Source organism: Enterobacter cloacae complex sp. P40C2, assembly GCF_014930695.1.
Lineage (GTDB): Bacteria > Pseudomonadota > Gammaproteobacteria > Enterobacterales > Enterobacteriaceae > Enterobacter > Enterobacter pasteurii.
Map to the genome: position 1 here is coordinate 854,648 of NZ_JADBRP010000001.1, position 13,174 is coordinate 867,821.

The following is a 13,174-nucleotide window of genomic DNA, read 5'->3' on the forward strand; positions in this document are numbered from 1 at the left end:
ATCCGGCACGGAAAGGGAATTGACCTGTGGCAAAAAAAGCCGAGTAAAACGCAATCGTTTCCTTCGGGAAGACTTCTTATGCATTTTTTGGCATTCAACCTGAGGATAAATCATTTAGTGGAATAACGGCGCAATGTCACACTCCTGAAAATTGTTATGAATGTTAGATAAAAGCAAACAATTAGTTATAAGGAGCAACCATGCGCGTCATTACTCTGGCCGGAAGCCCGCGCTTCCCCTCTCGCTCCAGCGCCCTGCTGGAATACGCCCGCGAAAAGCTTAATGCTCTGGATGTGGAGGTATGCCACTGGAATCTGCACAATTTCGACCCTGAAGATCTGCTCTACGCCCGTTTTGACAGCCCGGCGCTGAAAACCCTGACAGAACAGCTTAAAGGCGCGGATGGACTGATCGTCGCGACGCCCATTTATAAAGCCTCTTTTTCGGGTGCGCTGAAAACCCTGCTCGATCTGCTGCCCGAACGCGCGCTGGACGGCAAGGTCGTCCTGCCGCTGGCCACCGGCGGTACCGTGGCCCATTTGCTGGCGGTGGATTACGCCCTCAAGCCCGTTCTGAACGCGCTGAAGGCGCAGGAGATCCTGCACGGCGTCTTCGCAGACGACTCGCAGGTTATTGATTACCAGCACAAGCCACACTTCACCCCGAACCTGCAAACCCGCCTCGACAGCGCGCTTGATACCTTCTGGCACGCCCTGAACCGCCGGGAACGCCATGCAGAGGCACGTCGTCAACCACAAGGAGTAGCGCATGTTTAAAATCCTTACCCGTATCGGGCTGGCGGGCCTGCTGGCAGTCGCGTCGCTGGCACAGGCGGCGGAGGCCGCACCGGAGAGCCTGCGCATTGGCTATCAGAAAGGCAGCGTCAGCATGGTGCTGGCGAAAAGCCACGCGCTTTTGGAAAAACGCTTCCCGGACACTACATTCTCTTGGGTCGAATTCCCTGCCGGCCCCCAAATGCTGGAGGCCCTGAACGTCGGGAGTATTGATTTAGGCAGCACCGGCGACATTCCGCCGATATTTGCGCAGGCAGCCGGGGCGGACCTGGTTTACGTTGGCGTTGAACCCGCGAAGCCAAAGGCAGAGGTGATCCTGGTGCCGGAAAATAGCGGGATTAAACGCGTCGCCGATCTGAAAGGGCATAAGGTTGCTTTCCAGAAAGGCTCAAGCTCGCACAACCTGCTGCTGCGCGCGTTGCAGGAGGCTGGCCTGTCGTTCACCGATATACAGCCCGTTTACCTGACGCCTGCCGATGCGCGCGCGGCGTTCCAGCAAAAGAACGTTGATGCCTGGACTATCTGGGATCCGTACTACTCTGCCGCCCTGCTGCAGGGCAGCGTGCGGGTGCTGAAAGACGGCACGTCCCTGAAACAGACGGGTTCGTTCTACCTTGCAGCGCGGTCGTACGCCGAAAAGAACGGCGCCTTTATTCAGGAGGTGCTAGATACCTTCACGCAGGCCGATGCGCTGACCCAGACCCAGCGTCAGCAGAGCGTAACGCTGCTCGCGAAAACCATGGGCTTGCCTGAGCCGGTGATCGCCACCTACCTTGACCACCGTCCACCAACCACCATCGCCCCGGTTGACGCACGCGTTGCCGCCCTCCAGCAGCAAACGGCAGATCTTTTTTATCAAAACCGCCTGGTTCCAAAGCAGGTAAATATTCGCGAACGCATCTGGCAACCCGCAGGCATTAAAGGAAAAAAATCATGAGTCTGAATCTTTTCTGGTTTTTACCCACCCACGGTGATGGACGCTATCTTGGCACAGAAGAAGGCGCTCGCCCGGTCGACCACGGCTACCTTCAGCAGATAGCACAGGCGGCAGACCGCATCGGTTTTACCGGGGTGCTGATCCCGACGGGCCGCTCGTGCGAGGATGCCTGGCTGGTTGCCGCCTCAATGATCCCCGTCACCCAGCGTCTGAAATTCCTGGTGGCGCTGCGCCCGAGCGTGGTATCGCCAACCGTCGCGGCGCGTCAGGCGGCAACGCTGGACAGGCTGTCCAACGGGCGCGCGCTGTTCAATCTGGTCACCGGCAGCGATCCGCAGGAGCTGGCGGGAGACGGCGTATTCCTCGATCACACCGAACGTTATGAAGCCTCCGCCGAGTTCACACGCGTCTGGCGGCGGCTGCTGGAGGGTGAAACCGTCACCTTCGAAGGAAAGCATATCCACGTTCGGGATGCGAAACTCTACTTCCCGCCGGTTCAGCAGCCGCGCCCTCCCCTCTATTTCGGTGGTTCATCGGACGTGGCGCAGGATCTGGCGGCTGAGCAGGTCGATCTCTATCTGACCTGGGGCGAGCCGCCCGCGCTGGTGAAGGAAAAGATTGCCCAGGTACGCGCTAAAGCGGCTGAACATGGCCGCAAGGTGCGCTTCGGTATTCGCCTGCACGTGATTGTGCGCGAAACCAGCGAAGAGGCCTGGCAGGCCGCCGACCGGTTAATTTCCCATCTGGACGACGACACCATCGCCAGGGCACAGGCGGCGTTTGCCAGTACCGACTCCGTGGGTCAGCACCGGATGGCGTCGCTGCACAACGGCAGGCGAGAAAATCTGGAAATCAGCCCGAACCTGTGGGCCGGCGTAGGTCTGGTGCGCGGCGGCGCCGGGACGGCACTGGTAGGTGACGGCCCAACCGTAGCGGCACGCATCAATGAATACGCGGAGCTGGGCATCGACAGCGTTATCCTCTCCGGCTATCCGCATCTGGAAGAGGCGTACAGGGTGGGCGAGCTGCTGTTCCCGCATCTGGATGTCGCTGTTCCGGACATTCCGCAGCCGCGGCAGCTTCAGCTGCAGGGCGAAGCGGTGGCGAACGCGTTTATTCCGGGAAAAGTCGCGCAAAGCTAAGGAGCCTCTATGTCCGCAAACGCACAAAAATGGCTGCTGCGCGCCGCGCCGTGGTTCTTACCCGTCGGCATTGTCCTTGTCTGGCAGCTGGCGTCTTCAACCGGCTGGCTGTCGAGCCGCATCCTGCCCTCTCCGGAGGGCGTTGTCGAAGCATTCTGGTCGCTAAGCGCCAGCGGCGAGCTGTGGCAGCATCTGGCTATCAGCTCCTGGCGTGCGGCAATCGGTTTTTCGATTGGCGGCAGCATCGGCCTGACGCTTGGGCTGATCAGCGGTCTCTCCCGCTGGGGAGAGCGGCTGCTGGACACCTCCGTGCAGATGCTGCGCAACGTGCTGCACCTGGCGCTGATCCCGCTGGTCATCCTGTGGTTTGGCATAGATGAGAGCGCAAAAATCTTTCTCGTGGCGCTGGGGACGCTGTTCCCGATCTATATCAATACCTGGCATGGGATCCGCAATATCGATCGCGGCCTGGTGGAGATGGCCCGCAGCTATGGCCTGTCGGGTTTTGCCCTGTTTACGCATGTCATTCTGCCGGGCGCCCTTCCCTCCATCATGGTCGGCGTGCGTTTTGCGCTCGGCCTGATGTGGCTGACCCTGATCGTGGCGGAAACCATTTCGGCTAACTCCGGCATTGGCTATCTGGCGATGAACGCCCGGGAGTTTCTGCAAACGGACGTGGTGGTGGTTGCCATTATCCTTTATGCCCTGCTCGGCAAACTCGCAGACGTCAGCGCCCAGTGGCTGGAGCGAACCTGGCTGCGCTGGAACCCGGCCTATACCGCTCAGGAGGCGAAAGCATGAATACTGCACGACTGAATCAGGGGACACCGTTGCTGTTAAGCGGCGTAACCAAACGCTACGGCGAAAAAACCATTCTGAACGCGCTGGATCTGCATATTCCCGCCGGACAGTTTGTGGCCGTTGTCGGCCGCAGCGGCGGCGGAAAAAGCACCCTGCTGCGTCTTTTAGCCGGGCTGGAAGCCCCCAACGGGGGTGACATTCTGGCGGGCACCACGCCGCTGGCCAACATTCAGGACGATACGCGCATGATGTTTCAGGACGCGCGCCTGCTGCCGTGGAAAACGGTGATGGATAACGTCGGGCTTGGTCTGAAAGGCAGCTGGCGGGAGGAGGCCCGGCAGGCACTCGCCGCGGTCGGGCTGGAGGATCGCGCGGGTGAATGGCCTGCGGCGCTGTCGGGCGGTCAGAAGCAGCGCGTGGCCCTGGCGCGGGCGTTAATTCACCGTCCCGGCCTGCTGCTGCTTGATGAACCGCTCGGCGCGCTCGATGCCCTGACGCGAATCGAGATGCAGGATCTGATTGCGTCTCTCTGGCAGACGCACGGTTTTACGGTGCTGCTGGTGACGCACGACGTCAGTGAAGCCGTGGCGATGGCCGACCGGGTGCTGTTAATAGAAGAGGGAAAAATTGGTCTGGATCTGACGGTGGACATTCCACGCCCTCGCCGCGTGGGCGCGGCAAGACTGGCGGAGCTGGAGGCGGAAGTGCTGGACAGGGTAATGAAGCGTGGGGTGAACGAGCGCGCGTTGATTAAAGCTAATGCCTGATGCCCTCACCCCGGCCCTCTCCCTGTGGGAGAGGGAGGGTTAAGCTTTCTATCAGGCCAGCGCCTTCGCAATCTTTTCGTACAGATCGCCAGACAGGTTTTCCAGCCCTTTCAGCTGCTCAAGCGCGGCTCGCATTTTCGCCTGACGCTGCGCGTCGTAGCGCTTCAGGCGGATTAGCGGCTCAATCAGGCGAGACGCCACCTGCGGGTTACGGCTGTTCAGCTCGGTGAGCATTTCCACCATGAACTGATAGCCGCTGCCGTCTTCGGCATGGAACGCGGCCGGGTTGCTGCTGGCAAACGCGCCAATCAGCGAGCGTACGCGGTTCGGGTTGCTCATGGTGAACGAACGGTGCCTGAGCAGGCTGCGGACCTTGCTCAGCGCATCGGCCGCCGGGCTGGTGGCCTGCAGGATGAACCATTTGTCCATCACCAGACCATCCTCGTGCCACCTGTCGTCGTACTCCTGCATCAGCGCGTCACGGCACGGCAGCTCGGCGGCAACGCTCGCCGCCAGCGCGGCCAGCGCATCCGTCATGTTATCCGCTTCGTGATACTGCTTGCTTACCAGCACGTTTGCCAGCTCAGCCTCGCCAAACGCAAGGTAGCGCAGGCAGGTATTGCGCAGGGAACGCTTGCCAATGTCCGCATGCTCCACGCGATAGGCGTCCAGCCTGTTGGCGTTATAGATGGCGAGGAATTCATCCGCCAGTTCGGTCGCCAGCGTGCGGGTCAGCGCTTCACGCACGGCCACAATCGCAATCGGGTCAATGATGTCGAACAGCTCCGCGATTTCGGTCGCGGACGGCAGCGTCAGAATTTCAGCCGCCAGCGCCGGGTCAATCTTCTCATCCAGCAGTATGGCGCGGAAGGCATCTGCCACATGCACCGGCAGCGTCAGCGGCTGGCCCTGCTGGTAACGGTTGACGTTCAGCTTGATGTACGTCGCCAGCAGGCTTTGCGCCGCATCCCAGCGAGAGAAATCATTGCGCGCGTGACGCATCAGGAACGTCAGCTGCTGATCGCTCCACTTGTACTCCAGCTTAACCGGCGCGGAGAACTCACACAGCAGCGCAGGAACCGGCTGGAAGTAGACGTTATCGAAGATAAAGGTCTGCTCCGCCTGGGTTACGTTCAGCACGTTATGGACCGGATGCCCGCCCTTCTGCAACGGGATCGCGTTGCCTTCGTTGTCGTACAGTTCAATGCTGAACGGAATGTGCAGCGGATGTTTTTCCTCCTGCTCGGCCGTTGGCGGCGTGCGCTGGCTGATGGTCAGCGTGTACTGCTCGGTTTCCGGATTGTAATCGTCTTTCACGGTGACAATCGGCGTTCCGGCCTGGCTGTACCAGCGGCGGAAATGAGAGAGATCGACGTTGGACGCGTCTTCCATTGCCTGCACGAAGTCGTCGCAGGTGGCCGCGCTGCCGTCGTGGCGCTCGAAGTAAAGCTGCATCCCTTTCTGGAAGTTCGCTTCACCCAGCAGGGTGTGGATCATACGGATAATTTCAGCACCTTTTTCATACACCGTCAGGGTGTAGAAGTTGTTCATCTCAATCACTTTATCCGGACGGATGGGGTGCGCCATGGGGCTGGCATCTTCCGCAAACTGCAGGCCGCGCATGGTGCGCACGTTGTTGATGCGGTTCACCGCCCGCGAGCCCAGATCGGAGCTGAACTCCTGATCGCGGAAGACGGTCAGGCCCTCTTTCAGGCTCAGCTGGAACCAGTCGCGGCAGGTGACGCGGTTTCCGGTCCAGTTGTGGAAATATTCGTGACCGATGACGCGCTCGATATCGAGATAGTCTTTATCGGTGGCGGTATCGGTACGCGCCAGCACGTATTTGGAGTTAAAGACGTTAAGGCCCTTATTCTCCATCGCGCCCATATTGAAGAAGTCGACGGCGACAATCATATAAATGTCGAGGTCGTATTCGAGGCCAAAGCGCTCTTCGTCCCACTTCATGGAGTTGATGAGGGAAGTCATCGCCCACGGCGCGCGGTCAAGGTTTCCACGGTCGACGAAGAGTTCCAGCGCCACTTCACGGCCAGAGCGGGTTTTGAAGGTATCGCGCAGGACGTCGAAATCCCCTGCCACCAGCGCAAACAGGTAGCACGGTTTCGGGAACGGATCCTGCCACTGCACCCAGTGACGGCCATTCTCCAGCTCGCCTTCGCCGATACGGTTACCGTTGGAGAGCAGGAACGGGTACAGCGCTTTATCGGCAATAATTTTCGTGGTAAAGCGCGCCAGCACGTCCGGGCGATCCAGATACCAGGTAATGTGGCGGAAACCTTCTGCTTCACACTGGGTACACAGGGCTACGCCTGACTGGTAAAGCCCTTCCAGCGCGGTATTGGCGGCAGGGCTGATTTCATTCACGATGCGTAGCGTAAAGCGTTCCGGCAGGTTGTCGATGACCAGCTGGTTGCCTTCTTCTTTATAGTCTGACCAGGCTTCATCATTAATATGCAGGGAGACCAGCGTCAGGTCTTCACCATCCAGACGCAGCGGCACGGCCGTCGCGCTCTGGCGCGTCACCTGGCTTTCCGCCGTCACAACGGTTTTTGTAGCATCCAGGTCAAACGTCAGATCGATATCGCTAATCAGGTAATCCGGCGCACGGTAGTCGTGGCGGTATTTGGCTTGTGGCTGTTGTGTCATAGAAAACCTTATGCATCGTTTGTCGAGTAACGATTCAATATATTCCTGTTGTGTAAAACGCGCTATGCAGAATGTTCATCTTTTCAGGCACAACGTCCTTTATTGCTACATTTTTATAACACGGGGCACGAAATGCACTCGACCATAAAGTGTGCTTATGTTGTGATCGGGGTTCAATAAATCATTAAACAAGGTATACTCCGGAGTTGTTTATTGTACTAAACGCTCCCGTGAGAGGATGCTACAGCGCACCTATGACTCAATTCGCTTCTCCGGTTCTGCATACGTTGCTGGATACCGACGCGTACAAGCTGCATATGCAGCAAGCCGTGTTTCACCACTATCATGATGTTCATGTTGCGGCGGAATTTCGCTGCCGGGGTGACGACTTGCTGGGTATCTACGCAGACGCCATTCGTGAACAGGTCGATGCCATGCAGCATCTGGCGCTGCAGGATGACGAATATCAATGGCTTTCTGGCCTGCCGTTTTTCAAAGCGGACTATCTGAACTGGCTGCGCGACTTCCGCTATAACCCGGAACAGGTCACCGTCTCAAATGATAACGGCAAGCTGGACATCCGCCTGACCGGCCCGTGGCGCGAAGTGATCATGTGGGAAGTGCCGCTCCTGGCCGTAATCAGCGAGCTGGCCCACCGCTATCGTTCCCCGGAAACCGGCGTTACCCAGGCCGTTGCCGCGCTGGAAAATAAACTCGTTGAGTTTAACCAGCTGACCGAAGGGCTGGATATGTCCCGCTTCCGGCTGATGGACTTTGGCACGCGCCGCCGCTTCTCACGCGACGTGCAGGAAGCCATCGTCAGACGCCTTCAGCAGGAGCCCTGGTTTGTTGGTACCAGCAACTACGATCTGGCGCGTCGCCTGGATTTAACCCCGATGGGCACCCAGGCGCACGAATGGTTCCAGGCACACCAGCAAATTAGCCCTGACCTCGCTAATAGCCAGCGCGCGGCCCTCGCCGCGTGGCTTGACGAATACCCGGATCGGCTCGGCATTGCCCTCACCGACTGTATTACCATGGACGCGTTCCTGCGCGACTTTGGTCCTGAATTTGCTGAACGCTACCAGGGCTTACGCCATGACTCCGGGGATCCGGTGGAATGGGGTGAGAAAGCCATTGCCCATTACGAAAAATTGGGTATTGACCCGATGAGTAAGGTGCTGGTCTTCTCCGATAACCTCGATCTCGCGAAAGCCGTTGACCTTTATCGCCACTTCTCCTCTCGGGTGAATCTTAGCTTCGGCATCGGTACGCGCCTGACCTGCGATATCCCTCAGGTGAAACCGCTGAACATTGTCATAAAACTGGTGGAATGTAACGGCAAGCCGGTGGCGAAGCTATCCGACAGCCCGGGCAAAACCATCTGCCATGACAAAGCGTTCGTTCGCGCATTACGTAAAGCCTTCGATCTGCCCCTGGTGAAAAAAGCCAGCTAACCGCTTCGGGGAGCCTCCATGGCTCCCCTTCTCTTATTTATTTCTTATTTCTTCTCTTAAGACAGCGAAATTTACTTGTCTGATAGCGGATGCCAGGTAACATAGATATCCCCCCTATAAGGGCGGACAAGTGTTTATTTTTTCCGACTATTAACAGAGAGAATATTATGAGCGTTGTGCCTGTAGCCGACGTACTCCAGGGCCGTGTCGCCGTTGACCAGGAGGTCACCGTGCGCGGATGGGTGCGTACTCGTCGAGATTCTAAAGCTGGCATCTCCTTCCTCGCCGTCTATGACGGTTCCTGCTTTGATCCTGTACAGGCCGTCATTAATAATTCTCTGCCCAATTACAATGACGACGTTCTGCACCTGACAACAGGCTGTTCCGTGATCGTTACCGGCGTTGTGGTGGCTTCTCCGGGCCAGGGTCAGAGCTTCGAAATTCAGGCGACATCTGTGGAAGTAACCGGCTGGGTTGAAGATCCGGATACCTACCCGATGGCTGCAAAGCGTCACAGCATCGAATATCTGCGTGAAGTCGCGCACCTGCGTCCGCGCACCAACCTGATTGGTGCGGTTGCCCGCGTGCGTCACACCCTGGCGCAGGCGCTGCATCGCTTCTTTAACGAGCAGGGTTACTTCTGGGTTTCTACCCCGCTGATTACCGCATCCGACACCGAAGGTGCAGGTGAAATGTTCCGCGTTTCAACGCTGGATATGGAAAACCTGCCGCGTACGCCGGAAGGTAAAGTCGACTACGACAAAGACTTCTTTGGTAAAGAAGCCTTCCTGACGGTATCCGGTCAGCTGAACGGTGAAACCTATGCCTGTGCGCTGTCCAGGATCTATACCTTCGGCCCAACCTTCCGTGCGGAAAACTCCAACACCAGCCGCCACCTGGCGGAATTCTGGATGCTGGAGCCGGAAGTGGCCTTTGCCGACCTGAACGACGTTGCGGGCCTGGCGGAAGCGATGCTGAAATACGTGTTCAAAGCCGTTCTTGAAGAGCGCGCAGACGACATGAAATTCTTCGCTGAGCGTGTGGATAACGATGCCATCGCCCGTCTTGAGCGCTTTGTCTCCGCGGACTTCGCGCAGGTAGATTACACCGATGCGGTTGCTATCCTGGAAAAATGCGGCGAGAAGTTCGAAAACCCGGTTTACTGGGGCGTGGATCTCTCCTCCGAGCACGAACGTTATCTGGCAGAGAAGCACTTTAAAGCGCCGGTTGTTGTGAAAAACTATCCGAAAGACATTAAGGCGTTCTATATGCGCCTTAACGAAGACGGTAAAACCGTTGCCGCGATGGACGTCCTGGCACCGGGCATCGGTGAAATCATAGGTGGTTCCCAGCGTGAAGAGCGTCTGGATGTGCTGGATGCGCGTATGCAAGAGATGGGTCTGAACCCGGCTGACTACAGCTGGTATCGCGACCTGCGCCGCTACGGTACCGTTCCGCACTCCGGTTTCGGTCTGGGCTTTGAGCGTCTGATTGCCTACGTTACCGGTGTTCAGAACGTGCGTGATGTGATTCCGTTCCCGCGCACGCCGCGTAACGCAAGCTTCTAACCGACCTTCTTACCTATGGCCAGCAAACGCTGGCCATTATTTTATCCTGCAATGTCAGTTTTCGTCAGTCGAAAGTCAGCGTCTTTAAAACACAACCCCGCAATAACCTCTACCTGTTACGTTTTGTTTCCACGAAATATCTGTGAACAAAAAAATAACCTCATTCTTATTGCGCTTAATACATTCCTTAACTAATAGCACAAAAAACAACCAAATCCAGAGCCATCCGGACGTCTTATTATGGTCATAAGAAAATCCACACCGTTTAGCTTCTGTTTATAAGTAATGCATTTAGCAAAATTAAAGATAAGCAAATCATATATATAGGAATAAAGGAGATGTTTAATTCGCCAGATGCCGCTGAAATTTGAGGTACTTCACAAAGTTCCCTAAAATACACATTTAGTTACACATAATTTCTTTTTGTAACCGAATCTTGAAGATTGTAGCACTTTCAGTGTAGCGAAACGCTTCTATGAATGGAAAGATGCCTGTCAGATACAAAAAGACACCTAACTCTCATCAATAGTTCCGGAAATATTTATTGACAGAATTTATTGACGGCGGTGGCGAGTGTCATAAAAAAACCAATGAGGGTAATAAATAATGATGAAGCGCAATATCCTGGCAGTGGTAGTCCCTGCCCTGCTGGTAGCCGGTGCAGCAAACGCTGCTGAAATCTATAACAAAGACGGCAACAAATTAGATCTTTACGGTAAAGCAGTTGGCCTGCACTACTTCTCTGACTTCGCAGGCAACGATGGCGACAAAACTTACGCGCGTCTGGGCTTCAAAGGCGAAACTCAGATCAACGACCAGCTGACTGGTTACGGTCAGTGGGAATACAACTTCCAGGGTAACAACTCTGAAGGCGGCGATGCACAGAACGGCAACAAAACCCGTCTGGCATTCGCAGGTCTGAAATTTGGTGATGCAGGCTCCTTCGACTACGGTCGTAACTACGGCCTGGTCTATGACGCAATCGGCATCACCGATATGCTGCCTGAGTTCGGTGGTGATACCGGCGCGAGCGATAACTTCTTCGCAGGCCGTACCGGTGGTCTGGCAACATACCGCAACAGCAACTTCTTCGGCCTGGTCGATGGTCTGAACTTTGGCCTTCAGTACCTGGGCAAAAACGAGCGTGATGACGCATTACGTTCTAACGGTGACGGCTGGGCGACCTCTCTGAGCTATGAATACGAAGGCTTCGGCATTGTTGGTGCTTATGGTGCGGCTGACCGTACTGATGCACAGCAAACCAGCCTGGCCTGGGGCGAAGGCGATAAAGCTGAGCAGTGGGCAACCGGTCTGAAATATGACGCGAACAACATCTACCTGGCGGCAGTGTACGGCGAAATGCGTAACGCAGCACGTCTGGACAATGGTTTCGCTAACAAGTCTCAGGACTTCTCTGTCGTTGCTCAGTACCAGTTCGACTTCGGCCTGCGTCCATCCATCGCCTACTACAAATCTAAGGCGAAAGACGTAGAAGGTATCGGTGACGAAGACTACATCAACTACATCGACATTGGCGCGACCTACTACTTCAACAAAAACATGTCCACCTATGTTGACTACCAGATCAACCAGCTGAAAGACGACAACAAGCTGGGCATCAACAACGACGACGTTGTCGCTGTGGGTCTGGTTTACCAGTTCTAATCAGCACACCGCATTGTTATATGCTTAATAAACAGGGCTTCGGCCCTGTTTTTTTTATTTGTGCAGATAAAACTTAGCGACTTTTGAAAAGCCGCACGCTTTTCGTCGCAAACGGTTGGCATTTTGTAAATCTACCGTTAACCTGATAGCGGATTTCACTTCTGTAATCACAATGGAACTTCGTCATGTTTGAGAACATTACTGCCGCTCCTGCCGACCCAATTCTGGGCCTGGCCGATCTGTTTCGTGCCGACGACCGCCCTGGCAAAATCAACCTGGGTATTGGTGTATATAAAGATGAAACCGGCAAAACTCCGGTACTGACCAGCGTTAAAAAAGCTGAGCAGTACCTGCTGGAAAACGAAACCACCAAAAACTACCTCGGTATTGATGGTATTCCTGAATTTGGTCGCTGCACCCAGGAGCTGCTGTTCGGAAAAGGCAGCACCATTGTGAGCGAAAAACGCGCCCGCACGGCCCAGACCCCTGGCGGTACCGGCGCACTGCGCGTGGCGGCAGATTTCCTGGCGAAAAACACCTCCGTGAAGCGCGTGTGGGTGAGCAACCCAAGCTGGCCTAACCATAAGAGCGTATTCAATTCCGCGGGTCTGGAAGTGCGTGAATACGCCTACTACGACGCGGCAAACCACGCTCTGGACTTTGACGGTCTGCTGGCAAGCCTGAACGAAGCCCAGGCGGGCGACGTGGTGCTGTTCCACGGCTGCTGCCATAACCCAACCGGTATCGATCCTACCCTTGAGCAGTGGGAACAGCTGGCTAAGCTGTCCGTTGAAAAAGGCTGGCTGCCGCTGTTCGACTTCGCCTACCAGGGCTTTGCCCGTGGTCTGGAAGAAGACGCCGAAGGCCTGCGCGCGTTCGCTGCGGTGCATCAGGAGCTGATCGTAGCCAGTTCTTATTCCAAGAACTTTGGCCTGTATAACGAGCGCGTGGGTGCCTGTACGCTGGTGGCCGCTGACGAGCAAATCGTGGATCGCGCCTTCAGCCAGATGAAATCCGCGATCCGCGCTAACTACTCCAACCCACCAGCCCACGGTGCATCTGTGGTCGCGACGATCCTGAGCAACGATGCGCTGCGCGCTATCTGGGAACAGGAGCTGAACGATATGCGTCAGCGCATTCAGCGCATGCGCCTGCTGTTTGTGAACACGCTGGCAGAGAAAGGTGCCGATCGTGATTTCAGCTTCATCATCAAGCAGAACGGCATGTTCTCCTTCAGCGGCCTGACCAAAGAGCAGGTGCTGCGTCTGCGTGAAGAGTTTGGCGTGTACGCCGTTGCCTCTGGCCGCGTGAACGTTGCAGGCATGACGCCTGACAACATGGCGCCACTGTGCGAAGCCATTGTCGCGGTGCTGTAATCT

The 13,174-nt window shown here is 56.3% G+C and carries 10 protein-coding genes; 9 read left to right on the plus strand and 1 reads right to left on the minus strand.

The genetic code is table 11. The annotated features are described in order from the left end of the window. The first annotated feature begins 200 nt into the window (after positions 1 to 200). From ssuE to ssuB, 5 genes are read left to right on the plus strand one after another with little or no spacing between them, the layout of a single operon-like run. Positions 201 to 776, plus strand: coding sequence for an NADPH-dependent FMN reductase (gene ssuE, locus IM304_RS04180; protein WP_193356367.1), 576 nt, complete (start codon positions 201 to 203; stop codon positions 774 to 776). Then, positions 769 to 1,731, plus strand: coding sequence for a sulfonate ABC transporter substrate-binding protein (locus IM304_RS04185; RefSeq protein WP_193356368.1), 963 nt, complete (start codon positions 769 to 771; stop codon positions 1,729 to 1,731). Before ssuE ends, IM304_RS04185 begins: the two co-directional genes overlap by 8 nt. Next, the gene (gene ssuD / locus IM304_RS04190; protein ID WP_148421012.1) at positions 1,728 to 2,873 is read left to right on the plus strand and encodes an FMNH2-dependent alkanesulfonate monooxygenase; all 1,146 of its coding nucleotides are present in this window, start codon (positions 1,728 to 1,730) and stop codon (positions 2,871 to 2,873) included. Before IM304_RS04185 ends, ssuD begins: the two co-directional genes overlap by 4 nt. Before the next feature lie 9 nt (positions 2,874 to 2,882). Then, the gene (ssuC, locus tag IM304_RS04195; RefSeq protein ID WP_193356369.1) at positions 2,883 to 3,674 is read left to right on the plus strand and encodes an aliphatic sulfonate ABC transporter permease SsuC; all 792 of its coding nucleotides are present in this window, start codon (positions 2,883 to 2,885) and stop codon (positions 3,672 to 3,674) included. Beyond that, the gene (ssuB, locus tag IM304_RS04200; protein ID WP_148421017.1) at positions 3,671 to 4,441 is read left to right on the plus strand and encodes an aliphatic sulfonates ABC transporter ATP-binding protein; all 771 of its coding nucleotides are present in this window, start codon (positions 3,671 to 3,673) and stop codon (positions 4,439 to 4,441) included. Before ssuC ends, ssuB begins: the two co-directional genes overlap by 4 nt. A gap of 51 nt (positions 4,442 to 4,492) precedes the next feature. Here ssuB and pepN read toward each other — a convergent pair whose 3' ends face one another. Beyond that, positions 4,493 to 7,105, minus strand: a complete 2,613-nt coding sequence (gene pepN / locus IM304_RS04205; RefSeq protein WP_193356370.1) for an aminopeptidase N — start codon at positions 7,103 to 7,105, stop codon at positions 4,493 to 4,495. Positions 7,106 to 7,359: 254 nt separating this feature from the next. On the opposite strand from pepN, the gene pncB reads away from it, so the two are divergent. From pncB to IM304_RS04225, 4 genes are all read left to right on the plus strand, one after another. After that, positions 7,360 to 8,562, plus strand: a complete 1,203-nt coding sequence (pncB, locus tag IM304_RS04210; protein ID WP_148421020.1) for a nicotinate phosphoribosyltransferase — start codon at positions 7,360 to 7,362, stop codon at positions 8,560 to 8,562. 167 nt (positions 8,563 to 8,729) lie between these two features. Next, on the plus strand, positions 8,730 to 10,130 hold the full coding sequence (asnS, locus tag IM304_RS04215) for an asparagine--tRNA ligase (protein ID WP_193356371.1): 1,401 nt from the start codon (positions 8,730 to 8,732) through the stop codon (positions 10,128 to 10,130). Positions 10,131 to 10,736: 606 nt separating this feature from the next. Beyond that, the gene (gene ompF, locus IM304_RS04220; RefSeq protein WP_305038515.1) at positions 10,737 to 11,795 is read left to right on the plus strand and encodes a porin OmpF; all 1,059 of its coding nucleotides are present in this window, start codon (positions 10,737 to 10,739) and stop codon (positions 11,793 to 11,795) included. A gap of 185 nt (positions 11,796 to 11,980) precedes the next feature. Further along, positions 11,981 to 13,171, plus strand: coding sequence for an amino acid aminotransferase (locus IM304_RS04225; RefSeq protein WP_148421024.1), 1,191 nt, complete (start codon positions 11,981 to 11,983; stop codon positions 13,169 to 13,171). The last annotated feature ends 3 nt before the right edge of the window (positions 13,172 to 13,174 follow it).

Coding starts and splice junctions, on each gene's coding strand:
- pepN (WP_193356370.1), bottom strand. CDS start 7,105: ATGACACAACAGCCACAAGCCAAATACCGCCACGACTACCGTGCGCCG.
- pncB (WP_148421020.1), top strand. CDS start 7,360: ATGACTCAATTCGCTTCTCCGGTTCTGCATACGTTGCTGGATACCGAC.
- ssuD (WP_148421012.1), top strand. CDS start 1,728: ATGAGTCTGAATCTTTTCTGGTTTTTACCCACCCACGGTGATGGACGC.
- asnS (WP_193356371.1), top strand. CDS start 8,730: ATGAGCGTTGTGCCTGTAGCCGACGTACTCCAGGGCCGTGTCGCCGTT.
- ompF (WP_305038515.1), top strand. CDS start 10,737: ATGATGAAGCGCAATATCCTGGCAGTGGTAGTCCCTGCCCTGCTGGTA.
- IM304_RS04185 (WP_193356368.1), top strand. CDS start 769: ATGTTTAAAATCCTTACCCGTATCGGGCTGGCGGGCCTGCTGGCAGTC.
- ssuE (WP_193356367.1), top strand. CDS start 201: ATGCGCGTCATTACTCTGGCCGGAAGCCCGCGCTTCCCCTCTCGCTCC.
- ssuC (WP_193356369.1), top strand. CDS start 2,883: ATGTCCGCAAACGCACAAAAATGGCTGCTGCGCGCCGCGCCGTGGTTC.
- IM304_RS04225 (WP_148421024.1), top strand. CDS start 11,981: ATGTTTGAGAACATTACTGCCGCTCCTGCCGACCCAATTCTGGGCCTG.
- ssuB (WP_148421017.1), top strand. CDS start 3,671: ATGAATACTGCACGACTGAATCAGGGGACACCGTTGCTGTTAAGCGGC.